General features: G+C 64.0%; 24 protein-coding genes. 16 read left to right on the forward strand and 8 right to left on the reverse strand.

Annotation, left to right across the window (positions count from 1 at the left end; all coding sequences use genetic code 11):
* The first annotated feature begins 84 nt into the window (after nt 1–84).
* Together BGP00_RS00420 and BGP00_RS00425 are read left to right on the forward strand one after the other, a co-directional pair.
* Complete coding sequence (locus tag BGP00_RS00420; protein WP_292692880.1) at nt 85–543, forward strand: DUF805 domain-containing protein; 459 nt, start codon at nt 85–87, stop codon at nt 541–543.
* A gap of 8 nt (nt 544–551) precedes the next feature.
* Nucleotides 552–959: a DUF805 domain-containing protein gene (locus BGP00_RS00425; protein ID WP_246869970.1), complete on the forward strand. Its 408-nt coding sequence runs from the start codon at nt 552–554 to the stop codon at nt 957–959.
* 8 nt (nt 960–967) lie between these two features.
* Here BGP00_RS00425 and BGP00_RS00430 read toward each other — a convergent pair whose 3' ends face one another.
* On the reverse strand, nt 968–3,469 hold the full coding sequence (locus BGP00_RS00430; RefSeq protein ID WP_292692570.1) for an FtsX-like permease family protein: 2,502 nt from the start codon (nt 3,467–3,469) through the stop codon (nt 968–970).
* On the reverse strand, nt 3,466–4,209 hold the full coding sequence (locus BGP00_RS00435; RefSeq protein ID WP_292692572.1) for an ATP-binding cassette domain-containing protein: 744 nt from the start codon (nt 4,207–4,209) through the stop codon (nt 3,466–3,468). The genes BGP00_RS00430 and BGP00_RS00435 overlap by 4 nt, the downstream gene beginning before the upstream one ends.
* Nucleotides 4,210–4,271: 62 nt before the next feature.
* On the opposite strand from BGP00_RS00435, the gene BGP00_RS00440 reads away from it, so the two are divergent.
* The 8 genes from BGP00_RS00440 to BGP00_RS00475 all read left to right on the forward strand — a co-directional run bounded on the left by BGP00_RS00440 (nt 4,272) and on the right by BGP00_RS00475 (nt 12,256).
* Complete coding sequence (locus tag BGP00_RS00440; protein WP_292692575.1) at nt 4,272–4,958, forward strand: arylesterase; 687 nt, start codon at nt 4,272–4,274, stop codon at nt 4,956–4,958.
* 80 nt (nt 4,959–5,038) lie between these two features.
* Nucleotides 5,039–5,902, forward strand: a complete 864-nt coding sequence (locus BGP00_RS00445; RefSeq protein ID WP_292692578.1) for a hypothetical protein — start codon at nt 5,039–5,041, stop codon at nt 5,900–5,902.
* A gap of 246 nt (nt 5,903–6,148) precedes the next feature.
* Nucleotides 6,149–8,407 carry a hypothetical protein gene (locus tag BGP00_RS00450; RefSeq protein ID WP_292692581.1) on the forward strand — a complete coding sequence of 753 codons (2,259 nt, stop codon included), beginning with the start codon at nt 6,149–6,151 and terminating at the stop codon, nt 8,405–8,407.
* Nucleotides 8,408–8,505: 98 nt separating this feature from the next.
* Nucleotides 8,506–9,237, forward strand: a complete 732-nt coding sequence (locus BGP00_RS00455) for a hypothetical protein (RefSeq protein WP_292692584.1) — start codon at nt 8,506–8,508, stop codon at nt 9,235–9,237.
* A gap of 18 nt (nt 9,238–9,255) precedes the next feature.
* Nucleotides 9,256–9,672, forward strand: a complete 417-nt coding sequence (locus BGP00_RS00460) for a hypothetical protein (RefSeq protein ID WP_292692587.1) — start codon at nt 9,256–9,258, stop codon at nt 9,670–9,672.
* A 324-nt stretch (nt 9,673–9,996) separates the two neighbouring features.
* Nucleotides 9,997–10,827 (forward strand): capsule biosynthesis protein, encoded by an 831-nt coding sequence (locus BGP00_RS00465; protein ID WP_292692591.1) that lies wholly within the window; start codon nt 9,997–9,999, stop codon nt 10,825–10,827.
* A gap of 2 nt (nt 10,828–10,829) precedes the next feature.
* Entirely contained in the window at nt 10,830–11,612 is a 783-nt protein-coding gene (locus BGP00_RS00470; protein WP_292692594.1) for an ABC transporter permease, read from the forward strand.
* A complete protein-coding gene (locus tag BGP00_RS00475) occupies nt 11,609–12,256 on the forward strand; it encodes an ATP-binding cassette domain-containing protein (RefSeq protein WP_168602330.1) in 648 nt (215 codons plus the stop codon). The genes BGP00_RS00470 and BGP00_RS00475 overlap by 4 nt, the downstream gene beginning before the upstream one ends.
* A gap of 6 nt (nt 12,257–12,262) precedes the next feature.
* Here BGP00_RS00475 and BGP00_RS00480 read toward each other — a convergent pair whose 3' ends face one another.
* Genes BGP00_RS00480 through BGP00_RS00490 form a run of 3 tightly spaced genes read right to left on the reverse strand, consistent with a single transcriptional unit; the run spans nt 12,263 to nt 15,926 of the window.
* Nucleotides 12,263–14,011, reverse strand: coding sequence for a glycosyltransferase family 2 protein (locus tag BGP00_RS00480; protein ID WP_292922010.1), 1,749 nt, complete (start codon nt 14,009–14,011; stop codon nt 12,263–12,265).
* 14 nt (nt 14,012–14,025) lie between these two features.
* Nucleotides 14,026–15,021, reverse strand: coding sequence for a hypothetical protein (locus tag BGP00_RS00485; RefSeq protein WP_292692602.1), 996 nt, complete (start codon nt 15,019–15,021; stop codon nt 14,026–14,028).
* On the reverse strand, nt 15,006–15,926 hold the full coding sequence (locus BGP00_RS00490) for a hypothetical protein (protein WP_292692605.1): 921 nt from the start codon (nt 15,924–15,926) through the stop codon (nt 15,006–15,008). Before BGP00_RS00490 ends, BGP00_RS00485 begins: the two co-directional genes overlap by 16 nt.
* Between BGP00_RS00490 and BGP00_RS00495 the strand changes: the two genes are divergently transcribed.
* Nucleotides 15,925–16,998, forward strand: a complete 1,074-nt coding sequence (locus BGP00_RS00495) for a polysaccharide biosynthesis/export family protein (protein WP_292925675.1) — start codon at nt 15,925–15,927, stop codon at nt 16,996–16,998. The genes BGP00_RS00490 and BGP00_RS00495 overlap by 2 nt on opposite strands.
* Nucleotides 16,999–17,183: 185 nt before the next feature.
* On the opposite strand, the gene BGP00_RS00500 is transcribed toward BGP00_RS00495, so the two are convergent.
* Together BGP00_RS00500 and BGP00_RS00505 are read right to left on the reverse strand one after the other, a co-directional pair.
* On the reverse strand, nt 17,184–17,657 hold the full coding sequence (locus BGP00_RS00500) for a hypothetical protein (protein WP_292692611.1): 474 nt from the start codon (nt 17,655–17,657) through the stop codon (nt 17,184–17,186).
* 188 nt (nt 17,658–17,845) lie between these two features.
* A complete protein-coding gene (locus BGP00_RS00505; protein ID WP_292692614.1) occupies nt 17,846–19,045 on the reverse strand; it encodes a capsular biosynthesis protein in 1,200 nt (399 codons plus the stop codon).
* A gap of 687 nt (nt 19,046–19,732) precedes the next feature.
* On the opposite strand from BGP00_RS00505, the gene BGP00_RS00510 reads away from it, so the two are divergent.
* From BGP00_RS00510 to BGP00_RS00530, 5 genes are all read left to right on the forward strand, one after another.
* Nucleotides 19,733–20,770 carry a sugar phosphate nucleotidyltransferase gene (locus BGP00_RS00510; protein WP_292692617.1) on the forward strand — a complete coding sequence of 346 codons (1,038 nt, stop codon included), beginning with the start codon at nt 19,733–19,735 and terminating at the stop codon, nt 20,768–20,770.
* A 37-nt stretch (nt 20,771–20,807) separates the two neighbouring features.
* Nucleotides 20,808–21,620 carry a class I mannose-6-phosphate isomerase gene (locus BGP00_RS00515; protein WP_292692882.1) on the forward strand — a complete coding sequence of 271 codons (813 nt, stop codon included), beginning with the start codon at nt 20,808–20,810 and terminating at the stop codon, nt 21,618–21,620.
* An 87-nt stretch (nt 21,621–21,707) separates the two neighbouring features.
* Nucleotides 21,708–22,721, forward strand: coding sequence for a KpsF/GutQ family sugar-phosphate isomerase (locus tag BGP00_RS00520; protein WP_292692618.1), 1,014 nt, complete (start codon nt 21,708–21,710; stop codon nt 22,719–22,721).
* A 312-nt stretch (nt 22,722–23,033) separates the two neighbouring features.
* Complete coding sequence (gene dnaN, locus BGP00_RS00525; protein ID WP_292692620.1) at nt 23,034–24,152, forward strand: DNA polymerase III subunit beta; 1,119 nt, start codon at nt 23,034–23,036, stop codon at nt 24,150–24,152.
* 250 nt (nt 24,153–24,402) lie between these two features.
* Nucleotides 24,403–24,963: a hypothetical protein gene (locus BGP00_RS00530; RefSeq protein ID WP_292692623.1), complete on the forward strand. Its 561-nt coding sequence runs from the start codon at nt 24,403–24,405 to the stop codon at nt 24,961–24,963.
* Between the two features lie 167 nt (nt 24,964–25,130).
* Here the strand turns inward: BGP00_RS00530 and BGP00_RS00535 are convergent, their stop codons facing one another.
* Entirely contained in the window at nt 25,131–26,270 is a 1,140-nt protein-coding gene (locus BGP00_RS00535) for a diguanylate cyclase (protein ID WP_168602340.1), read from the reverse strand.
* Nucleotides 26,271–26,403 lie beyond the last annotated feature (133 nt).

A 26,403-nucleotide genomic window follows, 5' to 3' on the forward strand; every position in this document is an offset into this window, starting at 1 on the left:
ATAGCCCTTGGCAGCCGGACAGAAATGTGATGCCTTCGGTAAGAATGAGCGTAAGTTCGTACCGGGGGGATATGCATGGAATGGATGTTTTTGCCTTACAGGCGTTATTTTGAATTTTCCGGGCGGTCCAGCCGCAAGGAATATTGGATGTTCGCCCTGTTCATGTTCCTCGTCTATGTCGTTTTGGGCGGAATTATCGCGGCGCAAATGCCCTGGCAGGCCATGCTCGACAACAGGGTTTCAGGCGCTCTGGCCTTTCAGGATATGATGCGCAGTACCAGCGTCCTGGTTTCCGGCGGTCTGCTGGCGCTGTTCGTGCTGGCCAGCCTTATTCCCGCCATTGCCGTGACCGTACGCCGCTTTCACGATCAGAACCTGACCGGCTGGCTGGTGCTGGTGTTTGCCGTTCTTGAACAAGTGCCCTACATTGGCGGGATCCTTCCCATCGTCCAGCTTGTGATGATGGCGCGCAAGGGTACGGTCGGTGCCAACAAATATGGGGCCGATCCGCTCGATCCCACTTATGCGGGTGTGTTTGAATAATGCATTGGATGTTTCTGCCGCTGCGGCGCTATTTCGAGATTTCGGGCCGTTCGCAAAGGCGTGAGTTCTGGCTCTATTTCATCGCCTTGTGGGTGGTGAACGGGGCGATCATGGCGCTGTTTGGTGCGCCGGTGTCCTATACCAACGGCATGAATTTCTATTGGGGCACCCAGACCAGCCTGACGGGCCAGTTCCTTGTCGGCCTGATCGCCCTGTTCACCCTGATCCCCAGCTATACGGTCAGCATCCGGCGGCTGCATGATATTGACCGGTCGGGCTGGTGGCTGCTGGTGTGGCTGGTGCCTTTTGTCGGCTGGTTCGTGCTGCTGATCTTCTTCTGCCTCGACGGTACCTATGGCCGCAACCGCTATGGCGATGATCCACGCGGCCGCGGCATGGCGGATGTGTTCCGTTAAAGCTCTCCCTAAAGCTCCCTGAGCGCCTCGGCCGGGCGGGTGCGCAGCAAAGGCAGCGACCCGCCCAGCGCAAAACCCAGCACCAGCGCCAGCCCGCCCCCCAGCACGCCCAGCACATAGGTCCATGACGGCAGGAAATCGAAGCTGAAAAGCTGAACCACGATCAGCCAGCCAAGCCCCGTGCCCAGCGCCAGCGCGACCAGCGCCAGCAAGCCGGCCAGCACGCCATATTCGGCCAGCAGCAGCCCCAGCAACTGCCGCTGCCCCGCGCCCAGCACGCGCAGGATCGTGTTGTCATAGGCGCGCGAGGCCCGCGCCGCCGCAATCGCGCCCAGCAGCACCGCCACCCCCGCCAGCACCGCGACGCCCGCCGCCGACAGGATCGCCGCGCTCATCTGCCCCAGCAGGCCCCGCGCATCGCGCAGCAGCGGCCCAACCTCGACCACCGAGGCGGTGGGATAGGCCCGCGTCAGCGCCCGCAGCAAGCCATGCTCGCGCTTGTCCGACAGGCTGATCGTGGCGGCCAGCTTGAAGGGCGCGCCCGCCAGCGCATTGGGCGAAAACACCAGCACATAATTGAACCCGAAGGAATCCCAGTCGATCCGCCGCAAGGAGGCCACCTTGGCGGTCCGCTCCACGCCCAGCAGGCCGACTGTCACACTGTCGCCCACTTTCAGCCCGGTCGATTTCGCCAGCTTTTCATCGACCGAAACCAGCGGTTCGCCCTGATAATCGCGCGGCCACCATGCGCCATCGGTGATGACATTGCCCTCGGGCACGTCCTGCGCAAAGGTCAGCCCCCGCTCGCCTTTCAATTGCCATGCGTCCTCGGGGATATCCTTCATATCGGCCACGCGGGTCTGCGCGCCCGCCGGGCCATAGGCCAGAATTGCCCCGCGCAGCGTCGGCACCGTGCGTACCTTGGCCCCCGGCGCAGCCCCGGCCACGGTGGCGCGGAAACCGGCCTCATCGCCCGGTTGCAGGTCGATGGCGAAATAATCGGGCGCCTTTTGCGGCACGCGCGCGGCAATATTGGCGTCCAGACTGGTCTGCACCACGGCCAGCACGACAAAGGCCGTCAACCCAAAGCCCAGCGCCGTCACCAGCCGCGCGGTCTGATTGCCGGGGCGGTGAATATTGCTCAGCGCAAGGCGCAGGATCGGACTGCGCGGGCGGGGCAGATGCGCGGCCATCCGTGCCAGACCCCAGCCCAGCGCGGAAAGCAGCACAAAGGCCCCCGCCGCCCCGCCAAGGAAGATCGCGGTCGTCTTGGCCGACCCATCGCCCAGAAAGGCCAGAGCGATAATCCCGGCCAACCCCGCGCCCACCCAGCGCCAGCTCTGCCGCCCCGAGACAGGGGCGACCCGCGCGCGCAGCAGCGCCATGGCCGGATAGGTCCGCGCCGCCAGCAAAGGCCCGGCCGCAAAGACCAGCGCCACCAGCAGGCCCCACAGCGCGGCGCGCGCCAGCGCCCATGGCGCCAGCACAAAGCCATCCACCACCGGCAAGACGCCCGCCAAGGCTTTCACCACCAAGGGCAGCACCGCCACCCCGGCCATCAGGCCCGCAAAAGCGCCAACCCCCGCCGCCGCCGCAATCTGCAACACATAGATCCGGGCAATATCGCCGCTGGTCGCGCCCATCACTTTGAGCGTCGCGATCACCCCGCGCCGCGCCTCCAGATAGGAGGCGGTGCCCCCGCCAATGCCGATGCCGGCGATCAGCAGCGCGGCCAGTCCCACCAGCACAAGGAAATCGCCCATGCGCGCGATGAAAGTCTCGGTGCCGGGCGAGGCTTTGTCGCGGGTGCGGACATCAAGCCCGTTTTCCGGGAAACGCTTGGTCAGCCCTTCGGCAATTGCGGCGGCATCGCAGGCCCCGGCGCAATCCATGCGCAAACGGCTGCGATACATCGCCCCCGGTGCGGTCAGCCCAGCGCCATCGGGAAAGCCCATGGGCACGATCACCGTCGGCCCCAGCGCGAAACCTTCGCCAAGCCCATCGGGTTCGACCGCGATGATCCCGCCCACGCGCAGGGGCTTGCCCGCGATGGTGAAGCTGTCGCCCGGCTTGATGCCCAGCCTTTCGGCCGCCCCGCGCGCGATCCATGCCGTGCCCGCCGCCGGGGCGCCTACATGCCGCCCATCGGCCAGTTCCAGCCGCCCGACCATCGGCCAGAGCGCATCGACCGCCTTTAACTGGACCGGAGCGGTGGTATCCCCATTCGAGGCCATCGCCTGCAGCCGCTGACCATCGGAAAGGCGGCCGTAGCGGGCCAGCGCGGCGCGTTCCTCGGCGGAAATCGGGCGCTGCCAGACCGTGATCTGCACATCGCCGCCCAGGATCTGGCGTCCCTTGGCGGCCAGCCCCTCATTGATCGCCTTGGTCAGCGAACCGATCGCGGCCAGCGCGCCGACGCCCAGAAACAGGCAGGCGAGCAGCAAGCGAAGCCCGCGAAACCGCGCCGACAATTCCCGCCGCGCAATGCGCCACGCCGAGGCCCAGTTCACGCCATTTCGCCCGACGCGTATTTGTCCGAAGCATAGGTATCGGATGGATATGTGTCTGATTCTATGCGCCCGTCGGCAATACGAATGATCCGCTGCGCCTTTTGCGCCAGCGCCTCGTCATGGGTGATGATGACCAGCGTGGCCCCGGTTTCGGCGCGGCGGTTCAAAATGAGGTCGATGATCGCCGCCCCGGTCGCGCCGTCCAGATTGCCGGTCGGTTCGTCGGCAAAGAGCAGCGCCGGGCGTGGGGCCAGAGCGCGGGCGATCGCCACGCGCTGTTGCTCGCCGCCCGAAAGCTGGGATGGATAATGGTGCAGCCGGTGGCCAAGGCCCACGGCTTTGAGTTCCTCGGCGGCGCGGGGCCCCGCATCGGCCACGCCCGCCAATTCGAGCGCGGTCATCACATTTTCCTGCGCCGTCATGGTGGGCAGCAGGTGAAACGCCTGAAGCACCACCCCGATCCGCCCCCGCCGGGCCAGCGCCAGTTGATCCTCGGACAGGCCCATGAAATCCGCGCCCGCCACGCTCAATTCGCCCCCGCTGGCGCGCTCAAGCCCCGAAAGCACCGCCATCAGCGAGGATTTGCCCGAACCCGACGGGCCGAGCAGCGCAACGACCTGACCATCGGGCACGGTCAGATCGACGCCTTTGAGGATCGAGGTGGCGCCATCGCCGCTCCCCAAAGAGAGAGTGAGGTTGCGGGCGAGGATCGCGCTCTTGCGGTCAGGGGATTGGGTCACGATATGTTTATGGGTGGCCCGGCCGGATTCGGCAAGGAGGGCCCGCACGAAAGGGCAGGTTGATGAGGGCTTTGGGCGGGATGGCGGCGGTTTTGCTGCCGGTTTTGATGCTGGCGGGATGCGGCGGAGACAAGACGCCCACGCCTGTGCCCAGCGCCTCTGCAGCCGCCGCGCCCGCCCCCCAAGGCCCGCCGGTGCGCATCATCGCCCTGGGCGACAGTCTGTTTGCCGGATATGGTCTGCGCCCCGAACAGGCCTATCCGGTGCGGCTGGAGGCGGCGCTGCGCGCGCGCGGGATCAATGCGCAGGTGGTCAATGCCGGGGTTTCGGGCGATACCACGCAGGATGGTCGCGCGCGGCTGGATTTCACGCTGGCGCAGGGGACGCCGCCCGATCTGGTGGTCATCAGCCTTGGCGGCAATGACATGCTGCGCGGGTTGCCGCTGGCCCAGACGAAGGACAATCTGGACGCCATTCTGGCCGAACTGGAAAAGCGCAAGATCAGGACCGTGGTGATGGGCATGTTGGCCGCGCCCAATATGGGGCCGGATTATGCGCGCGAATTCAACGGGATCTTTCCCGCCGTGGCGGCGCGGCATCATGCCGTGCTCGATCCGTTTTTCCTCAAGCCCATCTTTAACCGCGCCGACCTGCAATTGCCCGATCATATCCACCCCACCGACAAGGGCGTCGAGGCGATGGTGAGCGCGACCGTGGACAAAGTGGAGGGCGCTTTGCCCAAGGCTTGATCAGGGCTGGCTGATATCGGCTCCATTTGCGTGGCAATCGTGCTGGCGGGGGGCCGGGTGGCTCTGTCAAGGCAGGCGCCATGATGGAAACAACTCTCGATTGGCCCCGCGTCGGCCTGTTGCCGGTGGTGCGGGCTGCGCAGGCCGCGCTGACGCAGGGGCGCGGCTTTTCACTGGTCCGGCTGGGCGATGGCGAGGGGGCGATGCTGTCCCACGATGCGCCGCATATGGGCGAGGAGATCGCCTTGTGCCTGCGCATCTGGTTTGGCGATCAGGCGATTGACGGTGATGACCGGCGCGCGATGGCGCGCGGGCTGGAACGTGCGATGCGCGAGGCCAATGTGCTGGCCATCCCCCGCCGCGCCCAGTTGCAGATCTCGATGCGCTATCACGAGGTCTTTGCCAATCTGGAGCGGGTGCTGGGCGAGCGGCGGCCGGTGGTTGGCGATATGGCGCTGCATTTCTATCTGCAATGGTCGGGGGCGCTGGGCGCGCTGGTGCGGGGTGCGCGGCGGCTGGTGCTGATCGGATGCCGCGATGTGGCGGGGCAATTTGCCGCGCATTTCGATGTGCCGGTCGTCCAATGGCTGCTGCGCGGAGAGGCGCGGTTTCCGGGTATTGTGGCCGAGCCACATTGGCCCACCGGCTATGCGCGGATGATGGCGCGGATCGAGGGGCTGGGGCCGGGCGATCTGGTGCTGGTGGGCGCGGGCGTGCTGGGCAAGGCCTATGTGGCGGGCGCGGCGCGGCGCGGGGCTGTGGCGATCGACATGGGCAGCGTGTTTGACGGATGGGCCGGGATCATCAGCCGCGAGGGGCGGATCGGCACCGGCGCGGAATTTTCGATTGCCCATCTGGCGCAGGGCGGCCCGGTGGATGAGGCGATGCGCGAGCGGCTGGGCGCCTATCTGGCGGGCACGAATATTGCCGATGGGATGATCTGAAACGCGCCAATTGCTGCGTGAACGGATGGCGCAGGGATGGCGGCAACGTCATGAAAGTAAACGATGGCCGCAATCGAATCGCGGGCGAATGCGTAATCGCCGCCGAAATGGATAGAGCCTTTGTTGCGCGGGGCAAGGCCCGGTTTTAGCCCAAAGACACACGGCGCGAAGGGATGGGAATGGCCCTCCCGGCGCGGCAAGGTTCGGGGCAGGGATCAGGCAATTATGAACATAGCCACGCAAACCATGGGTGAAACAGCGCTGCGGCCTTTGTCGGAGGTGGGCGGCCCGATCCGGCGGCCCGAAGAGGTGCTGCTGCACGGAGGCGCCCGCAAGCCCGGCGCGGAGCAGGGCCACGCGCCCCGGCCGAGCGCGCGGCGCATGGCGCTGCTGGTGCTGGGCATGCATCGTTCGGGGACCAGCGCGCTGACGCGGGTGTTTGCGCTGCTGGGCGCGGGATTGCCCGCCACGCTGCTGGGCGGCAATCCGACCAACCCCGCCGGCCATTGGGAATCGGATGCGGTGCGCGCCTTTAACGATGCCATTTTGGCGCAGGTCGGGAGCGACTGGTTCGACTGGCTGCCGGTGCATGACGGGTGGCCGCGCTCTTTGGGGTATCAGGGCGATGTGGAAAGGGCGCGCGATGTGCTGCGCGCCGAATTTGGCGATGCGCCGCTCTTTGCGCTGAAGGACCCGCGCATGTGCCGCTTGGCGGGCTTCTGGCTGGATGTGCTGGATGGCGAAGGGGTGGAGGCGGCGATAGTCATGCCGTTGCGCAATCCTTTGGAGGTGGCCGATTCACTGGCGCGGCGCGATGGTGTGGATGCGCAGGTCGCGCTGCTGGTGTGGCTGCGCCATGTGCTGGAGGCCGAGGCGGCAACGCGGGGGCGGGCGCGGCTGGTGGTCCGCTATGATCAGGTGCTGGACCAGTGGGCGCATGTGGCCGACCGGGTGGAGCGCGAACTGGGGGTGGTATGGCCGCGGGTGCCGCTGGGCGTGGGCGAGGAGGTTGAGGCTTTTCTCTCGCAGGATCTGCGCCATCATCGCCGGTCGGACCGGGCGGTGGTGGATAATCCGTTGGTGTCGGCATGGGTGCGGCGGGCCTATGGCGTGCTGCTGGGCTGGGCCCAAGGGGGCGAGAGGGCCTGCGACTATGGCGAATTGGATGCGGTGCGCGCAGCTTTGGACGAGGCCGGGCCGGGGTTTGCGCGGCCGCTGCGCCGGATTGCCCAGCAGCAGCGGGCGCTGGAGGAGCTCCAAGCTCAGCGCGCCGGGCTGGAGGCGCGGGTCGAGGCCCTGACCGAGGAATTGGCCCAGCGCGGGCAAGAGCGGCAGGAGGCGGTCGATGGGCTGGCCGAACTGGCGCGGGCCTATCAACTGGCGCAGGCGCGGTTGGACGAAGCGGCGCTGAGCGAAGGGCGCGGGGGCGAGGAGCGCGCCGCGATGGCGGGTGAGATCGAGCATTTGCGCGCGCAGGCCCCTTTGCAGGAGCAGCGCGTGCAGGAGGCGCAGGCCCGCGCGGCGGTGCTGGAGCAGGAGGTTGAGGCCCTGCGCGCCGCATTGGAGGAACATCGGCAACGAATAGGAGAATGCGAAAGCGCGCTGGCCTGGCGGCAGGATGAGGTGGAGCAGGCCCGGACCGCGCTGGAGCAGGAGCGGGAACAGGCCGGCCGTTTGTCCGCCGAGCTGGAGATCGAACAGCAGAGCGGACTGGAGCTGGCCGGGGAATTGGCCGACGTGCAGGCGCTGTTGCACGACCAAGCCGAACAATTGCGCGCCGCACTGGATCAGGTGGGCGCGATGGCCGAAATGCTGACTGCGCTGCGCGGGGATCTGGCCGATCAGGGCGAGGTGCTGGCCGCCGCGCGGGGCGCGCAGGCCGCATGGGCGGAGGAGGCACGCAAGGCCAAAGCTGCAGCGCAGGACCATCAGGCCGAGGCTACCCGCGAAATTACCGAACTGGCTCGGCTGTTGCAGGAGGCTGAGGGTGAGGCTGCGCTCCGGCAGGGCCATTGGCAGGAGAGCGAGCAGAGCCGCGCCGCCATGGCCACCGGCCATGCCGAGGCCGAACAGGCATGGGGCGAGCAGGCGCGCCAGTTGGAAGAGCAGGTGGCCGAACTGGAGCGGGCGCATGGGCGGGCGGTCGAGGATGCACAGGCTTTGCAGGCCGAGAAGGTCCGGTTGGAGCAGCAATTGAGCGAGCGTTTCGGCGAATTGGCCACGATGTCGGGCCTGTTGTCGGCCGAGAGCGAGAAGGCCTTGCGCGGCGCCGCGCAGGTCGAATGGCTGCGCGAAGTATACCGCGTGACTGCGCGGCGGCCGCGCTGGTGGTGGATGATGCCCTGGCGCTGGCAAAGCGCGCGGATGGCGAAAAAAGTGGCCGAGGCGGGGCTGTTTGATGAGCGGGCCTATCTGGCGCGCTATCCCGATGTGGCGGCGCAGGGGCATGATCCGCTGCGCCATTATATCCTGTTCGGCATGGCCGAGGGTCGGGTGAGAGGCTAAAAAAATGGTATTACAAACAATCGTTTAGTCCGAGACGGTTGGGTAATTGCGCCAGTCGGGCCAATTCGATGCGGCATGGTATGCCGACCGCTATGCCGATGTGGCGATGTCGCGCATGGACCCGGCCGAGCATTACCTGTGGATCGGACGACGGCTGGGACGCCGCGCCGGGCCGGGGGCCGAGGGCCGGGCTGGCCGATACGGCGGCGGCGGCCCCGGCGCGGGCGCGGGCCAAGGGCGATCCGGGGTGGAACGATCTGCCGGTGCATCCCGAAAGGCCCAACCGATGGGTGCATAACACTGCCGCCATCGCCCGCAACCGGGCCCAGCCGTTGGCGCCGTTGACGCGCAGTTTCAACCCGCAATCGATGAACATCCATTGGATCATCCCCGATTTCGGCCCCGGTGGGGGCGGGCATATGTCGATCTTTCGCATGGTCCGCTATCTGGAAAGTTTTGGCCATCGCCAGACGATCTGGATCCAGAACCCCAGCGTGCATCAGGGCGAGAAGCAGGCGTGGGAGCATATCCGCGCATGGTATCAGCCGATTGACCGCGTGATTGTGCGCTTTCTGCCCGAGGAGGTGGAGGGGATTTCGGGCGATCTGGTGATTGCCACCGACATGTGGACGACATTTCCCGCCGCGCAGATGAGCCTGATGAAGGAGCGCTTTTATCTGGTGCAGGACTATGAGGCTTTGTTCCACACGCATGGCACGTTCACCTATGTGGCGGACATGACCTATCGCATGGGGTTCAAGGCGGTCTGCGCCGGGGCATGGCTGAAATCCTTGTGCGAGGAGCGCTATGGGCTTTGGACGCGGGCCTAGGAACTGGCCTATGATCCGATGTATTATTATCGGGGCGATAGGGGGGAGCATGACTCGCCGCGCATCGCCTTTTATGCCCGTGTCAGCACGCCGCGCCGCGCGGTCGAACTGGGGCGCGAGGCGCTGCTGATCCTGCATGAGCGGGGGTACGGTTTCGGGTCGATCTGTTCGGTCAGGACGATTTGGGTGCGGCGCTGCCCTATGAGCATGTCAATCATGGGCTGCTGTCCCCTGCGCAATTGGGCGCCTTTATCGCTCGACCGACATCGGCATGGTCTTTTCGGCCAGCAATTATTCGCTGATCCCGATGCCGCCGTGGCGGGCGTGACGCCCGATGTGCTGGCCCATCAGCAGGTGCTGAACCGCGCCGACGTATGCCGACGCTATCGCGGGCAATTCGATCTGGTCGAACAATGGCGGGCCAAATGGTGCTGAGCGCGCCGGGAGACATCATGTGAAAATCCTGAGCACACACCTGAGCACCCAATGGCTCTGGCGTCAGCGCTGGATTGTGCCGATGGTGGTTTTGCCCACGCTGGCCACGGCGGCCTATGAGGGGCTGTTCGCCTCGGACATCTATGTTTCGGAAAGCCGCTTCGTCATCAAGGCCCCGGCGCAGAAATCGGCGCAGGTCTCCTCACTGGCTAATCTGATCCAGACCACTGGCCTTTCGGGCGGGCAGGAGCAGGCCAATGAGGTGATCGATTATATCCGCTCGCGCTCGGCGCTGGCGGCGTTGAACCGGGGCGGGGCGGGGCGGTGGCGGCCATGTATGGGCAGGCGGGGGTGGATGCGCTGGCGCGCTATCCCGGCGTGCTGCACCGTCCAGGCCATGAACGCCTGTTCCGCTATTACAGCACAATGGTCGATGTGGGCATGGACCATGAAACGGGGCTGGTGGTGCTGAAGGTCAAGGCCTTTGCCCCCGGCGATGCCCAGCATCTGAACCAGCAATTGCTGGGGCTGGGCGAGGATCTGGTCAATGTGCTGAACGCGCGGGCCGAGGGCAAGCAGGTGGCCGAGGCCGAGCGCCGTGTGGGTGCCGCTGAGGCAAGGGTGCAAAAGGCGCGGGCCGCGTTGGGCGCCTATCGCAACAGTGAGGCGCTGATCGACCCCGCGCGTCAGGCGCAGGGCGCGCTGGAGGTGGCCAATCGGCTGGTGGCCGAGCAGGCCTCGGTGCAGGCGCAACTGGATCAGATGCGCGAGGCCACGCCGCGCAATCCGGCCATCCCCGCGCTTCAGGAAAGGGTGGCCGCGACCGGCCGCGCCATCGCCGCACAGAACGGTCGCGTGACGGGCACATCGGGCGGGATCGCCTCCAAAATGGCGGGCTATGAACGGCTGGCGCAGGAGCAGGATTTTGCCGCGCAAAACCTCAATGTCGCCAATGCCGCGCTGGAGCAGGCGCGGGTCGAAACGCTGCGTCAGCAATATTACCTTGAACGCGTGGTCGATCCCGCGCTGCCCGATGAACCGGCGCTGCCGCATCGGCTCAAGATCGTGCTGACGGTGCTGGGCGCCTCGCTGTGCCTCTATTTCGTGGCGTGGATGTTCATCGTGGGCATCCTCGAACATGCGCCGGAGGATTGACCATGGCAGCATTGCACCAGGGCTGGGCGATCCAGACGCGGGTGATACAGGCGCTGATCATCCGCGAATTGACGACGCGGTTTGGGCGGGAAAATATCGGCTTTCTCTGGGTAATGGCCGAGCCTTTGCTCTTTGCGGTGCTGGTGGGCCTGCTCTGGCGCTTTGAAAAGGGGCCGCAGGAGCATGGCGTTTCCATCATCGCCTTTGTCGCCACCGGCTATCTGCCGCTGGTGATGTTTCGCAGCACGGTGCAGCGCGCCCTGGGCAGCTTTTCGGCCAATTCCAGCCTGATGTATCACCGACAGGTCAAGATCCTTGACCTCATCCTCGTGCGCTTTTTCGTCGAGATGATCGGGCATATGATGGCCTATTTGTTTATCGCCACGGTGCTTTATGCGCTGGATGAGTTTCCGTGGCCGCATGATCTTGGCTATCTGCTGCTGGGCTGGTCCTATTATGCGCTCTTCACGCTGACGCTGGCCACGATCGTCGCGCCTTTATCCGAAATGTCCGAGGTGCTCGAAAAGGTCATGCCGGTCACGACCTATCTGATGGTGCCCTTTTCCGGCGCGTTTTTCATGGCCGAATGGCTTGCCCCTGATGTGAAGGCGGCGGTGCTGTGGTCGCCGCCGGTCCATGCGATGGAGATGATGCGTTATGGCGTCTTCGGTGATGCGGTCTATCCCCATTTCAGCTTTGTCTACACGCCGGCATGGTGCCTGCCGGTGCTGATGGTGGGGCTGATGCTGTGTCGGCATGTGCGCCGCGTGATGGTGGTCGAATGATCCGCTGTAGTGGCCTCGTAAAGAGCTATTCGGCCGGGCACAGGCGCAAGATCGTGCTGGGCGGGGTGGATCTGGAAATCGGGCGGGGGCAGAAACTGGGCCTGCTGGGGCGCAATGGCGCGGGCAAGACCACGCTGATCAAGTTGATCGGCGGGGTGGAATTGCCCAATGCCGGGCGGATCGAGCGCAAGATGACGGTGTCATGGCCGCTGGGCTTTGGCGGCGGGTTTCAGGGCAGCCTGACCGGCTATGACAATGCCCGCTTCATCGCGCGCATCTATGGCCGCAACTATCGCGATATTCAGGATTTCATCGAGGATTTTACCGAGTTGGGGCGGCAATTGGCGATGCCGGTCAAAACCTATTCCTCGGGGATGCGCGCACGCCTTGCCTTTGCGCTCAGCCTGGCGATCGAATTCGACTGCTATCTGATCGATGAGGTCATCATGGTGGGCGACCAGAATTTTCAGCGCAAATGCCACGAGGAAATCTTTGTCAAACGGGCCGACCGCGCGCTGATCCTGGCATCGCACAGCGTTGATTTCATCCGCCAATATTGCGACATGGCGCTGTTGATCGACAAGGGCGAGGCCAGCGTCAAAGGCGATATTGACGAGGCCATCGCGCTTTATTCCAATCTGTGATCGGGGCTATAGCGCGATGCGATAGGTTTCCGACGTGGGGTCCAGTGCGGGATGGTGCAGGGGGTCGGCATAGGTGGCCGTACCCCAGCGCTCCTGCAACAGCGCCAATTCGCGCTGATAGCGCTCGACCTGTGTGGCATGGGTGTCGCGCGCGCGGCTTTTGCTCTCATGGTGGACCAGCACCGCGCGCGGTTCATAGATATTGTGATAGCCCGCCGCCTGCAATTTCAGGCACAGATCAACATCGTTGAAGGCGACGGCAAAACCATCCTCGTCCAACCCGCCCACCTGACGGAACAGCGCCTTGCTTACCAGCATGCAGGCCCCCGTTACCGCCGAGACGCGATGCGGCACATGCGCGCGGGCGAAATAGCCCGGTTCGGCATTGGGCTGAAACCGATGGGCATGGCCCGCCGCCTTGCCCAGCCCGATTACCACCCCGGCATGTTGAATCGTGCCGTCGGGATAGAGCAACTTGGCCCCCACCGCGCCAACGCCGGGGCGCACCACCTGGCGCACCATTGTCGAGAGCCAGTTTTCATCTGTGATCTCAATATCGTTATTGAGCAGGCAGAGATATTCGCCCCGCGCCTCGCGCGCGCCCAGATTGTTGAGCGCGGACCAGCTGAAGGGCCTGTCATCCCGGATCACCCGCACGCGCGGATTGCCCGAGACGCGGGCAAAATAATCCAGCGTTTCGGCCTCGACGCTGCCATTGTCGATGATCAGGATCTCGATATTGCGGTATCGCGTGGCGTTCAGCACCCCGGTCACGCATTTGCGCAAAAGCCGGACATGGTCGCGCGTGGGGATGATGATGGAAACCAGCGGCTGCATCTCCGGCATCGGCCAATCGACCGCCACGGTGCCATGGGCGCCGATCCGCGTCGATGCGCCCATGGGCGCGACATGATGCGCGACCGCGGCCGCTCTGGCGGCCAGAGCATCGGGATCATTCGCCCCGGCATTCTGGCGATGGGCAATCACGCGGGGCACATGGACGACCTCGGTCTGGGCCGTCATGTGGATCAGCATGGCATAAAGCCCTGCCGCCGAGAGCGCCGGATGGATCGGCGGCATCGCCAGCGCATCCTCTCGCCGGATCAGACAGGCCCCCGACAGGTAATCATGCGCCAGAAACAGATCGGGGTTCCATCGCGGCTTGAACCACGGATGGCTGCGCAATCCCTTGCGGTTGATCCGATCCTCGTCGCCATAGAACACGCCTGCTTCGGGATTGGCCGCCACCGCCCGCGCCAAATGATAGAGCGCATCGGGCGCCAGCAGCGTATCGGCGCCCAGCGGCAGGATGTAATCGCCTGTTGCGCATTCAATGCCCTGAATCAATGCCTTGGCCGGATTATCCGTCCTCCCGGGCACCAGCGTCAGGCGCGGTACCACCGGCGGGCGGGTCGGCATCGCCGCACGCGATTGGGCCAGCACCATTTCCCATTCGCCATAGGTCTGCGCTTCCAGCGAGGCGAGGCGGCGTTCGACATCGGCGCTTGTTTCGCCCGGCGCCTGATACAGGATGACCGACAGGCGCGGGCGCACCGGCCACTCGGGCCAGTCCTGCGCGGCCTTGGCCACCATTTCCGGGCGCCGTTCGACCAGGGCGATCCAGTCGCGATAGGCATTGGGTCCTTGTTTCAGACAGGCGCGCAATCTGTTTCGCGCGCGCGCTTTTCTGCCGGTCAGACGCCAATAAAGCGCTTCTGCAGCAAGTTTTGGCCTACGCAGGGCCGTGTGAAACAAGATCCTGTAAAAATTCACCATTGCTCTATGGGTAAAATCCTTATCCACATCTCTTGTTGCACTGCAAAAGGATGGACGCAAGGCTGGCTTTTGCTAAAACTTGGCCTCATCCATTGCAATTCATCGCGCCGATGGATGCATTGGGCGATGATTTCGCCCCAATCCTCCGGTCGGTCGGGCGCCAACAGCACGCCTTCGCGCCCCTGCGCCGGGGGCCAGCCCTGCGGATACAGGGCCACCGCGCCCAGAATCGCATGTTCGGTCAACTTGCTGGCCGAACGCGCGCGGTCAAAGGCGGTTTGCGCCAGCGGATAAAGCGCCAGATGAAATCTGTTGCGCGCCATCCAGCGTTGGTATTCGGGCCATGTCATCGGTTCGATCCGCCGGGCGCGGGCGTGGCGTTCCAGTCCTTCGTCGATGGTGCGCGGCGAAAAATAGGTAAAGGTTACAGGCTCATGCCGGTCCAGCAGGTCGCGCATGATGGGGGTTATGGCCATCAGGGCGCCGCGATGGCTGGCGCTGCCCAACTGGACGATATGCAAGGACGCCCCGCGCGACAGCGGAGCGAAATGCGCGCCATCGGCCGCCGCCTGTCGCCACACGGGATCGATCCGCGCAACCGGCCCGGCCCGTTCCTGCGCCAGCATATCCGAGGCCGCCAGCACAATATCGGCCCGTGCCAGCAGGTCGCGGTGAAACTGCCGCTCGAACCGGGCCAGCCGCGCGCGATAGCCATCGGGCAGCAGCGGACACACCGCGCCCGCCGCCACATCATCGTCGATCACATAGATCATCGGCCCGCGCCAATCGAGCGCCGCGCGCATCACATCGGGCGTATCATGGCGGATCAGCACAAATGCATCGCCCGCGACAAAAGCATTGGCCCCCACCGCCCGGATCGGGTTTTTACGCGCGCGCCGGCGCAGGCCAAAACGCGGCCGTACCCATGACGCCATGGTGTTGAGAAAATAGAGGTCGGTGGACGGCAGGCGGTTCACAGCCCCAGCCATCGGGCGCGCTGTTTGCGGGCATAATCAATCGCCCGCTCAACCGGCCAGACCGCCCCGCCGCAGGGATCGACATAGCGCGCCGCCTCGATCATCGCGGCATGGACCAGATCCTCGATGGCCGCCGCGCGCCGCCGCGCCGGGGCGGGCATGGCGTCCCGAGTCAGGCCCCATCCGGCGTAAAAAGGCATCCCGAAACAATGCACCGCCCGCCCATGCATCAAGGCCTCAAACCCGATCAGCGAGGTGACTGTATAGACCGCCGAAGCGCCCCGGATCAGCCGGACGGGATGGCATCCATAATCGATGACCCGGATGCGTGGATGGTCCAACGCCGCCTTTCTCAGCCAACCCGTCTTGCGATGGGTGCGCACATCGGGATGAACTTTGACCAGCACATCGTGGTCGGGCCAGTCCTGCAGCGCGGATTGCAGCATGGCGGCAAAACACGGCCCATCGCCCAGCCCCATCGCTACCGATAGATCGCCATGGCATTGATCTACAACCAGAATATAACGGTCGGGCAGGGGGCCGTCATATTCGCGCGCATGGTTATATTTGGACAGGCCGCTGCCCCGCCACAAAGCGATCAGCGCGCGCGCGCGGCGGGCCTGATCCGGCGCGGCTCCGCGTGCGGTGGCGGCCTCGATCCGGCTGGGGTGCGAGGCATCATAATAGCAGCCCAGATCATCGACGATCAACGAGAGCGGCGGATCATCGCGCCCTACCGAGCGCAGAAAACCGTCCTCCAGCAAGGCAAAGGGCCGCCGCAGCCATTGTGCCGCCATTTCCGCCCGCCGTCCCGAAGGCTTGCGCCCCCATCCCACCATGGCGCGGCCATGATCGGCCAGAAAGGCATCGAGATGGGAAATGCGGCCAATCGCAAGATTGGTGGCGGTCATGCCCATGATGCTGGGCGCCTGCGCGACCCTGCCGGTCAGCGGGCCGACCGGGGGGCAGGTGATGGCGCCGCAGGCCGGGCCGAATTTTCGCATTGTCGCGGTGGATTCGCTGGCCGCCTTGCCGGTGGCCCCGGTTCTGAGCGGTCCGGCGGCGGGGGAGGATGATGGCGCGGCCGCGCCCATCGACATGATCGGGCCGGGCGATATGCTCGATATCCAGATCTATGAGGCGGGCGTCAGCCTGTTTGCGAGCACGCGCCCCATCGCGGCGGCGGGCGGCAATGGCGCGGCGCAGGCTGAGCGCCTGCCCGCGATGCGCGTGGATGACAAAGGGCAGATTTTTGTGCCCTTTGTCGGGCGGATGCGCGCGGGTGGGCTGACATCGACGCAACTGGCCCATGCGATCCGGGCCGAATTGAAGGATCTGTCGCAAAATCCGCAGGTGGTGGTGGGCATCGCCCAATCGGTGACCAACAGCGTCATTCTGGGCGGTGAAGTGGCGCGGCCCGGTCGGCTGGTGCTGACCACGAACCGGGAAACCCTGCCCGAGGTGATCGCTCTGTCGGGGGGCTATCGGGGGGAGGCCAAGGATCTGGCGGTGCAGGTGACGCGCGGGGCGCAATTGCGCGAATTCCGTTTGGCCGATGCCGTGCAGGGCGCGGCGCGCGACTGGCGCATCCGCCCCGGCGATCAGATCGAACTGATCAAAAAACCGCAGACCTTTGCCGTGCTGGGCGCGGCGGGGCGGGTGGAGCAACTGCCCTTTGCCGCCCCTTCGGTCAGTTTGGCCGAGGCGCTGTCGGCGGCGGGAGGGCCGAACCCCAATCTTGGCGATGCCAAGGCGGTGTTCATCTTCCGCTTTGACGCAGGGGACGCGCCCACCGTCTATCACATCAACATGATGAACCCCGGCAGCGTCTTTCTGGCCCAGCGCTTTGCCATGCGCGACAAGGACGTGCTCTATATCGGCAATGCCGCCGCCAATCAGCCGGGCAAGTTGATCCAGTTGTTCAGCCAGTTGTTCAGCCCGATCATTGCTGTGCAGGGGGCTTTGGTGAACACCGGGGTGGTGAGGTAGGGCGTTGGGTTTGCGGGGGTTGGGGTTTTGTATTTTGCCTCCGGCGGGCAAAGGGCGGGTACCCCTTGCAATCCCGGTACTGTCGGCGTTGCGCGGGATGGGCGGCGTGGCGTTTGGCACGACGGGCCGGTTGTGAAGGCTGCTGCGCGGTGGGGATGGGGCGCAAGGTTGGGGAGAGCGAACCTTTATCTTTGAGTTTGCACTTGTGAGATGATGATAAATGGACCGTTGGTATAATGACAGTATCCCATCACCATAATTGCCCCCGGCCACGCCGTTTCGCATTTCTTTATTACGCCTGAAACGACGACCGGCCTTGCTCGCTTTGGTGCAGTGTAAAGTAACCGCTTGCTGGCATAAACACCCAGTCGGTTCTGCGCAAATTCGCCCCTGAAATTTGAACCTTCGCTGTTTGCGGCCTCCCTTGAGCGAAAAATCGCTCGTCGTATCCAATATCCGGTCACAGCCACGCACTTACCGGCGAAGATATCGGGTTTCTGCATAGCATCATCGAAACTGATCGTAGTTGCATTTGCCAAATTGCATTTAGCAGTGTCCAGCGAGACGGTCGTAACTATTCCATCATCCATGGCCTGCGGCGGCGGTGCTGAAGCACTTTGGGCGACGAGAAGTCCAAACGCGATAAATGATTGCAGCATGCACCCTGCTTGCGCCTGTTAACGACTATCCGCAACCGTGCCGTCTACGGAATGCCGCTTTTCAAACCGCCAAACGGCATCATTGAGAACCTCGCCCTTAAACTCCCGGTCTCCCACAAACCACAGTGTGGATAATATCGGGATCGTTAAGGGCCCCCGCCCTTAACCCGCCGGAGGCAAAGCAAACTTCACCCCACCAACCGCTCCACCGCATTGGCGATCAGGATCCGCGTGGCTGATTCGCTGGCCAGTCCGCCGCGCACAAGGCAATGGCGGTGCAGCACGCGGCAGAAGGCGTCATAGAGCGCTTCATCGGGCGGCATGGGGGCGGCCCAGAATTGCGCCAGCGGTTGCTCATCGGTGATGCCGGGAATGGCATAGACCGCGCGGCCCAGCGCCTTGACCGGGATGCCGCCTGCCAAGGCAAAGGTAGCCGAGGTGGAATTGACCACGACCATCGCCCGCGCGCCCTGCGCCAGCGTGTTCAAATCGCCGCCCGCCAGATGGATCAGCCGATCACCCAGCCCCAGCGCCCGCGCCCGGTCGCGCACATAGGCCCCCCATCCGCCCAGCGTGGCATCGAGCGGGTGCTCCTTGATGACAAGGCTGGTTTCGTGCGGGGCGTGGGCGGCAAAGCTGGCCAGCACATAATCGGCGGCCTGACGCATCGAGGAAAAGGGGGAGTGAACGCGGATCTGGTAATCGGATGAGAGTTGCAGCGGAAAGAGGAAATAGCTACGTCCTTCCAGTCGCTCCAACGTCACTTCTGCCTTGGCCGCTTGACGCCCACGCATCAGATATTTGGCGATCCAGCCCAGCCCCTCCATGACGATCGAGCCGGGCCGATGCGAGCGATAGAAGGGATAGCGCAGCGTCACCGCGCCCAGCAGCATATGGCCGAAATAGCCCCATGTGTCGCGCGCCCGCCGCCCCAGCGAGGCGCCGATGGGCGGCATGGGCGCGGGGCCGGGCAATCCGCGCGCGGCGGCCAATATGTCCTGCGGTCTGTGCGGCAGGGGGGAGTGGCCATTGACACCTTCGCGCTCCAGCGTCAGCCAATTCGGACGGATATAGCCTTCCTCGAACACATGGACCCGCACACCGTTCAGGCGCGCCATCTGATGGGCCGTCATATGCATTGACCTGCAATCGCCGAAGAGCACCAGATCGGTTATACCGCTGCGGCGCAAATAGCGGTCGATGAACAGCGGCCAGCCTTCCTGGGTGCCGCGATAAGGGGAGGCGCGATGCGTGCCGGAACGATCGGCGACCGGGCCGGGCCAGTCATGCTCATCGCCGCCGTTCAGATTGATGCGGCGCACTTCCTGACCCTTCTGAGCAAGAGTTTGGGCCAGTTGAAAAAAGAAGGTGCCGGGAGGGCCTTGCAAAAACAGGAAGCGCCGGACCGGAGCGGGCATGGGCAGGACCGGGCGCGCCCATCTGATCTCCGCTGGTAGGGGCGTCGGCTGCAGCCCCGGCGCCGCTCCGCGCCAAGAGGCAGTATCAGGTCCGGCCGGGGCGATGAGGCGGAAGACGCCGAGATCCTGCATGGGCATCCCATTGTGAACAGTAGTTAATGAGAAGAGAATTATAAGCCGTTATTTTCATTAGCTATGGATCCGCAAATTACGCTGGATACCTAGTGCTTTCCATTAGTAACTCCTCCGTATTGGAACTAATGGGAGCGAAGGTGCAGTTTAGGTGTTCCACAATGAATTGGTGCCAAATTGGATTGTAGTGTAAAAAATAATAACCACCGATGGGTGGGCGCTGAGGCTTGGTTCAGGCAATATCCCGACGCTGCCCGCGAACTGACGCTACGCTTGCGGACTGAATGAAGAGCCCTGTTGCGATTGTCTCAGCGCCTATACATCTGAACAGTCCAGCGATTAGGCAGAAATGGTCGGTCCCGCGTCTTCGCATGAAAACACGCCCGCCGGTGCAAAAATCTCTTCGGTTTTGTGGCGCTGTGCGAAATGCAATAAATTGGGAACATCATCAATATGGGTGGATTTACGCGCTTTGGTGTGGCACTCGCCATGCCAATTCTCTTGATTCAGCGGTGGAAGGGCAACATGCAGAAGATTACCCCGGTTATCCTGTGCGGTGGTAGTGGAACCCGTTTGTGGCCGCGCAGCCGCGCTGTAAAACCAAAGCCGTTCCTGCCGCTCGTGGGTGATGTGACCCTGTTCGAGCAAGGCATTGCGCGGGCCAGCGATCGCACCATTTTCGAAGCACCCATGGTGGTGACGGGAACCAGGCATCTCGACCATGTGGAAAGCCAGCTGGACGGGGCCCCGGATGCGCAGATTCTGGTCGAACCTTCGGCGCGCAACACGGCGGCGGCGATTGCGCTGGCCGCTTTGCGGATGGAGCCTGATGCGGTGATGCTGGTTTGTCCCAGCGATCACCATATCGGTGATTCTGCCGGTTTTGTCGCCGCCGCTCAGGCCGCCGGGCGACTGGCTCAGGAGGGCTGGCTTGTCGCTTTTGGGATTGTCGCCACGGCCCCGGAAACCGGATTTGGTTATGTGAAGCGTGGCGAGGCCATCGGCAGCGACGGGTTCAGGGTCGACCGTTTTGTCGAGAAGCCCAATTTGGAGCGCGCGATCGAATTCCTCGCCGAGGGTTCCTATGCATGGAACGGCGGCATTTTTGCGATGCGCGCGGGCGATTTCCTCAAGGAACTGGGCACCCATCGCCCCGCCATTCTCGAAGGCGTGGCGCAGGCGGTGGCGGGCGGCGTGACCGATGGTCAGCGCTTCCACCCCGACGCGGCCATTTTCAACGCGGTGGAAAGCGATTCGATCGACTATGCCGTGATGGAAAAGACCGAACGTGCAGCCGTGGTTCCGGCCAATATGGCCTGGTCCGACATCGGCAACTGGCACGCCCTGTGGGAGGCGCGCGAGAAGGACGAGGCGGGCAACAGCGTTATCGGCGAGGCGGAACTTGTCGGCTGCCGCAACGTTCTGGTGGAAAGCGACGGGCCGAAGGTTTCGGTGGTCGGTCTTGAAGGCGTCATGGTGGTGGTCGATGGCAGCGACGTGCTGGTAACGAGTGTGCCGGGCGTTCAGAAGGTGGGCAAATTGCTGGGCGCGGTGAACCAGTAATCGGGCGGTCATGACGCAGGAGGCGGTTTTGAGCGAGATGCTGTTGCCTGTCAGGCAGGTGGAAAAGCCATGGGGCTGTGATGTTCTGCCGCGGCCTTTTGAGGCGCCCGATGGTAAGCGCATCGGGGAAATCTGGTTCGAGCCTCCGGCGCAGATCCCTGAATTGCTGGTGAAATATATCTTCACCAGCGACAAGCTCTCGGTTCAGGTCCACCCCAGCGACAGCCAGACGATGGCCAAGGGGCTGGGCCGCCAGGGCAAGGAGGAATGCTGGCTGGTCATCGACGCTCAGGATGACGCGCGGCTGGGCATCGGTTTTGACCGGGCGGTGGATACCGAAACGTTGCGGGCGGCCGCGCTTGATGGGCGGATCGAGGATATGCTGGTCTGGCACAAGGTCCGGCCGGGCGATTTCTTTTATATTCCGGCCAACACCGTCCATGCCATCGGCGCTGGCGTCAGTGTGATCGAGATCCAGCAGAACAGCGACATCACCTATCGCCTGTTCGACTATGGCCGCCCGCGTGAACTGCACCTGGATGAAGGTCTGGCTGTCTCGCTGGGTGAGGTTTACGATCTGGCCCGCTGGCACAAGCGCTTGCCCGAAACGGGCACGGTGGCGCTGGTGGACGGGCCTTATTTCCGGCTCGACCGGGTCAATGGTGTGGCCGATCAGGACCTTCTGGCGCGCTATCCAGAGGGGCCGCTGCTGGTGATCCCGGTGGAGGGGCTGGTGATGGTCAAGGGTCAGCCGGTGCCGGCCGGAGCCTGCGCGAAAACGGCCGGTTTGGATGAAATTAGCTGGGAAAGCGATGCGCTTTGGCTCGTCGCCAAGCCGCTCCGGGCGTAAACCCATAGGTCTGAAGGGCGGGAGGAACCGCCCGGCGCTCTGGCCCTGATGAGGGGCCGGGCGCTGCCCAAAGGGTTGCCGGACCGCATGAATCACCCCGCCATTGCCCATTCCATGCCCAGCGCCGCCCAGATCGCGACGATCCGGGGGCGTGGCCGCGCGATCATTGCGCATGAGGCGGAGGCCCTGCGCCATCTGGGCGATGGGTTGGACGACAGTTTTGCGCGGGCATGCTGGCTGATCGCGGGCGCGCGGCGGCGGCTGGTGGTGTCGGGCATGGGCAAATCGGGCCATATCGGGCGCAAGATCGCCGCCTCCTTTTCCGCCACCGGCACGGCGGCGCTGTTTCTGCATCCGGCCGAGGCTTCGCATGGCGATCTGGGCATGATGATGGCGGGCGACGTGTTGCTGGTGCTGTCGAATTCGGGCAATACGGCCGAATTGGGGCCTGTGCTGCGCCATGCGCGGGCGTTGGGGGTGGCGATCATCGGCATGGTGGCGCGCTCGCGCTCTATGGTGGGTGATATGGCCGATGTGCTGCTCCTGCTGCCTGACCGGCCCGAGGCCTGCGAGGACAGTTTTGCGCCGACCACATCGACGGTGATGCAATTGGCGCTGGGCGATGCGCTGGCGCTCTCGGTCATGGACGCGCGCGGGGTGAGCCGCAGGCAGATCCGCGCGCTGCATCCCGGCGGCGCGATCGGTCAGCGCTTGACCCCGGTGGGTGAGGTGATGAGCCGCGCCGGATTGCCGCTGGTTTCGCCCGATGCGCCGATGCGCGACGTGGTGCCGGTGATCACCGACCATCGCTTTGGGCTGGCCGGGGTGGTGGACGCGGCGGGGCGGCTGATGGGGGTGATTTCCGATGGCGACCTGCGGCGGCATTTCAGCGCGCTGGGCAAGGTCAGCGCAGGCGAGGTGATGACGCGCGATCCGCGCTCGCTCTGCCCCGATATGGTGGCCGTGGATGCGCTGCAATGGATGAACGAGGCCAAGATCACCGCCGCGTTTGTCGTCGCGCCCATGGCCGAGGGTGGAGAGATGCCGGTCGGCATTGTCCATATGCATGATCTCTTGCCGATGGGGCTGGAGCCGGCCTGACGCACCGGGGCGGCGGGTGTTGAGGGCAAGGCGTCCGGCCATAAGGGTTATTTCGGGCCGATGGGCGCGGCGCGGGGGCGGCAAAATCGGCCCTAAAACCGCCAAACCTGCAAAACCCCCGGATTTATCCCCAGAATCGCTGCACCTTTGCGATGAAACTCTTGCTGCGCGCCGATGGTGCGTTAGGAAGGTGATCCGAATTGGCGGATGTTTGGACGAATCCGCGCTTTCCCGCCGGTTCGGGCCGGTTTTACGCTTGGGGCCTGTCATCACATACTGGCGGCCTCCACACAGTTTGGGAACAGAAACGCCATGAAAGCCACGATCGAACGCGCGACCTTGCTGCGTTGTTTGAGCCATGTGCAATCGGTGGTGGAACGGCGCAATACCATCCCCATCCTTTCCAACGTGCTGATCGAGGCCAGCGGCACCGGTTCGGTCCGCCTGATGGCCACCGACCTTGATCTTCAGGTCGTCGAGCATCTGCCCGCCGTCAGCGTCGAGGCGCCCGGTGCGATCACGGTTTCGGCGCATCTGCTGTTCGACATCGCGCGCAAGCTGCCCGATGGGGCGCAGGTCTCGCTTCAGACCGCCGACAACCGCCTTGTGATCAAGGCCGGGCGCAGCCGGTTCCAACTGCCGACCCTGCCGCGTGACGATTTCCCCGTCATCATCGAGGGCGATCTGCCCACCAGCTTTGAGGTGCCCGCCGCCACGCTGGCGCAATTGATCGACCGCACGCGCTTTGCCATCAGCACCGAGGAAACGCGTTACTATCTCAACGGCATTTTCCTCCATGTCTCCGAGGAAGAACTGAAGGCGGCCGCCACCGATGGCCACCGTCTGGCACGCTTTACGCTGGCCAAGCCGGAAGGCGCGGACGGCATGCCCGACGTCATCGTGCCGCGCAAATGCGTGGGCGAATTGCGCAAGCTGCTCGACGAACATGCGGACAGCAACGTCAGCATCGACCTGTCGGCCAGCAAGATCCGTTTCTCGCTGGGCGGGGAAGAGGGCGTGGTGCTGACCAGCAAGCTGATCGACGGCACGTTCCCCGATTACAATCGCGTGATCCCGACCGGCAATGACAAGCTGCTGCGTCTGGACCCCAAGAGCTTCTATGAGGCGGTGGACCGCGTGGCCACGATCGCTACGGAAAAGACCCGCGCGGTGAAAATGGCGCTGGAAACCGACCGCGTGACGCTCTCGGTGACTTCGCCGGACAATGGCACGGCGGCTGAAGAACTGCCCGCCGATTACGGTTCGACCGGGTTCGAGATTGGTTTTAACGCGACCTATCTGAAAGACATCCTGAACCAGATCGATGGCGACAATGTCGAACTCCATCTGGCCGATGCCGGCGCGCCGACCCTGATCCGTCAGAGCGACAAGAGCCCCGCGCTCTATGTGCTGATGCCGATGCGGGTGTGATCGGCTCGGGCGATTGAGCAAAGGGGCGGGGGCTTTCGGGCTTTCCCGCCCTTTTGTATTGGGGTTTTGGTGCCTCCGGCGGGCAAAGGGCGGGGGCCCTTTGCAATCCCGATACTGATTTGGGTTTGTCGGTGGCGGAGTGTTTGGGCCGGGGGTGACAAGCCGCTTCGCGGGAAGGACAGGAGACCGTCGGGGAACGACGCCATGGCTGAGGTTTCTTGAACCTGAGCTCATATGCTATCGCACGGGGATGAATGATATAAGTGGAATACCTTTTAAGGAAGTTTTTGATCTGGCGAAAATGCCAGATCGCTGGCGCGTATTTTCTCTTTTTATAATTACAATCCCGGCGCTTGCGCTGGCATTAGCAATTGCGCCGAGAAGATTTCACGATTTCCTTGATCGAATTCCGCTTCAAGGAATAACGGGGTTACCAAGAAGAATTTTTGCACTTTTCGTGTTTACTTTTAGCAGCCTCATTCTTTGGGGTGCAGGGTACGATCACTTTCGCCAAGTGGAAAATGATCTCGCATTGGAACGGTCTGGTAACCTGAGTTTGGTTGAAGGCTGTTTGCAAAGCTTCCATCCGATGCCCGCCGACGGGCATGAAAATGAGCGCATCCTCGTCAATGGCAAAGCTTTTTCTTATTCAGATTTTGATGAGTCCACGCCCGGCTTCAACAACACATTGTCACACGGTGGTCCGATTCACGCTGATAGCGCAGTACGAATCCATTACGTTGGGAACACAATCGTCAAATTGGCTGTTCGGGACCATGCATGTCGGCCCGCTCCAGATTTGCTTCGCTAGGTATCCGCTCCCCTGCTCCTTCCCAACAGAACCCTGCCGCGCAGCGGCCTTCAAAACCTGCGCTTCCCCAAGCCACTATGTTGCCAACCTCACGCCGTCCCATTAACGGGATTGCAAAGGGACGAGTCCCTTTGCCCGCCGGAGGCAAACTTTTCTCCTAAATCCTTTTAAAACCGCCAAATCCTTTGCGGCACCTCACGCGGCGCAGCACGCTTGCGGGAGGCTTTGTCGGCATAGAGGCGGCAGTCGGCGGACTGGATGAGCGCGGCGGCATCGGCGCCTTCGAGGGGCGCGATGGCGGTGCCGAAGCTGGCGCCGATGGGGACGATGATGCCGTTCCACACGATGGGCAGCGAGAGGCCCGCACGCACCGCCGCGACCTCGCCCAGCGCGAGTTGCTGGCCGCGCGAAATGTCGTAGAGCATGGCGAATTCATCGCCGCCCAGTCGCGCCACACACAGTGCCCGCGCGCCGAGGCGCTGCATCCGGTGGGCCACTTCGGCCAGGATGGCGTCGCCCGCCAGATGGCCGTGGGTGTCATTGGCCTGTTTCAGTCCGTCCAGATCGGCCAGCACCAGCATCATCGGCCGGTCCCGCATCAGCCGGTCCTCCAGCATCCGCATAAAGGCGAGGCGGTTGTCCAGCCCGGTGAGCGGGTCGGTCAGCGAGGCGCGGATCGCCTGATGCTGCTGGGTCAGCATGGCCAGCGTTTCGTTGAATTTGGCCAGCACGACATGGATCTGCATCACCGTCATCAGCACCAGCATCAGCGCCAGCGCCCGCATGCCCAGCGAATCATAAAGCGCCAGTTTCAGCGCAATCGGGGCGATCGCGCTCACCATGCCCGCAATGGCCGCGCGCGGCACGCCCAGCAGGCACGAGGCGCTGGTCAGCGCGGCGATGGCGATGAAAACCGGCGCGACCATGCAATATTGGTGAGAGGCATGGGTAAAGGCATTGGCGGCCCAAATCCCGGCGATCAGCCCGACCGGCGCGCTCATCATGCTGGCGCGGCGCAGGTGGCGATAGATCTGGGCGCGCGGAAGCGGGGCCGCGGCGCGATTGCGGCGGCGGTTGCGGATCAGGACATAGAGGCAGGTGGCCGAAATCAGCCCGGCGGGTCCCCATTGCTGCCACAGGGGCAAATTGCCGCGCAGCGCCAGCGCCGTGGCCAGCGAGTGGATCCCCAGCAGCAGGCACAGCCAGGGCAAATGGGCGCTGACCCGCTGATACTGCAGGCGCACCATGGCCCCGGCCACGCGCGGCGGCACGGGGGCGGTAAAAGGCGAAAACAGGCGGCGGCGCATCTTGTGCCATCGCCTGCGCGGGGAGGGGTTTGACAAATCCCGCTTTGGATCAACCGGCAATTAGTCACTCCCCGCTTAGCTCTGCTGACGCGAGAACTAAGTGGAAATGACTAATTCAGGGTTAAGCTAACAA

Source organism: Novosphingobium sp. 63-713 (assembly GCF_001898925.1).
Lineage (GTDB): Bacteria > Pseudomonadota > Alphaproteobacteria > Sphingomonadales > Sphingomonadaceae > Novosphingobium.

Coding starts and splice junctions, on each gene's coding strand:
- BGP00_RS00495 (WP_292925675.1), top strand. CDS start 15,925: ATGATGCTGGGCGCCTGCGCGACCCTGCCGGTCAGCGGGCCGACCGGG.
- BGP00_RS00475 (WP_168602330.1), top strand. CDS start 11,609: ATGATCCGCTGTAGTGGCCTCGTAAAGAGCTATTCGGCCGGGCACAGG.
- BGP00_RS00515 (WP_292692882.1), top strand. CDS start 20,808: ATGCTGTTGCCTGTCAGGCAGGTGGAAAAGCCATGGGGCTGTGATGTT.
- dnaN (WP_292692620.1), top strand. CDS start 23,034: ATGAAAGCCACGATCGAACGCGCGACCTTGCTGCGTTGTTTGAGCCAT.
- BGP00_RS00490 (WP_292692605.1), bottom strand. CDS start 15,926: ATGGGCATGACCGCCACCAATCTTGCGATTGGCCGCATTTCCCATCTC.
- BGP00_RS00440 (WP_292692575.1), top strand. CDS start 4,272: ATGAGGGCTTTGGGCGGGATGGCGGCGGTTTTGCTGCCGGTTTTGATG.
- BGP00_RS00450 (WP_292692581.1), top strand. CDS start 6,149: ATGGGTGAAACAGCGCTGCGGCCTTTGTCGGAGGTGGGCGGCCCGATC.
- BGP00_RS00445 (WP_292692578.1), top strand. CDS start 5,039: ATGATGGAAACAACTCTCGATTGGCCCCGCGTCGGCCTGTTGCCGGTG.
- BGP00_RS00460 (WP_292692587.1), top strand. CDS start 9,256: ATGTATTATTATCGGGGCGATAGGGGGGAGCATGACTCGCCGCGCATC.
- BGP00_RS00535 (WP_168602340.1), bottom strand. CDS start 26,270: ATGCGCCGCCGCCTGTTTTCGCCTTTTACCGCCCCCGTGCCGCCGCGC.
- BGP00_RS00530 (WP_292692623.1), top strand. CDS start 24,403: ATGAATGATATAAGTGGAATACCTTTTAAGGAAGTTTTTGATCTGGCG.
- BGP00_RS00510 (WP_292692617.1), top strand. CDS start 19,733: ATGCAGAAGATTACCCCGGTTATCCTGTGCGGTGGTAGTGGAACCCGT.
- BGP00_RS00485 (WP_292692602.1), bottom strand. CDS start 15,021: ATGGCTGGGGCTGTGAACCGCCTGCCGTCCACCGACCTCTATTTTCTC.
- BGP00_RS00425 (WP_246869970.1), top strand. CDS start 552: ATGTTTCTGCCGCTGCGGCGCTATTTCGAGATTTCGGGCCGTTCGCAA.
- BGP00_RS00500 (WP_292692611.1), bottom strand. CDS start 17,657: ATGCTGCAATCATTTATCGCGTTTGGACTTCTCGTCGCCCAAAGTGCT.
- BGP00_RS00470 (WP_292692594.1), top strand. CDS start 10,830: ATGGCAGCATTGCACCAGGGCTGGGCGATCCAGACGCGGGTGATACAG.
- BGP00_RS00520 (WP_292692618.1), top strand. CDS start 21,708: ATGAATCACCCCGCCATTGCCCATTCCATGCCCAGCGCCGCCCAGATC.
- BGP00_RS00420 (WP_292692880.1), top strand. CDS start 85: ATGTTTTTGCCTTACAGGCGTTATTTTGAATTTTCCGGGCGGTCCAGC.
- BGP00_RS00455 (WP_292692584.1), top strand. CDS start 8,506: ATGTGGCGATGTCGCGCATGGACCCGGCCGAGCATTACCTGTGGATCG.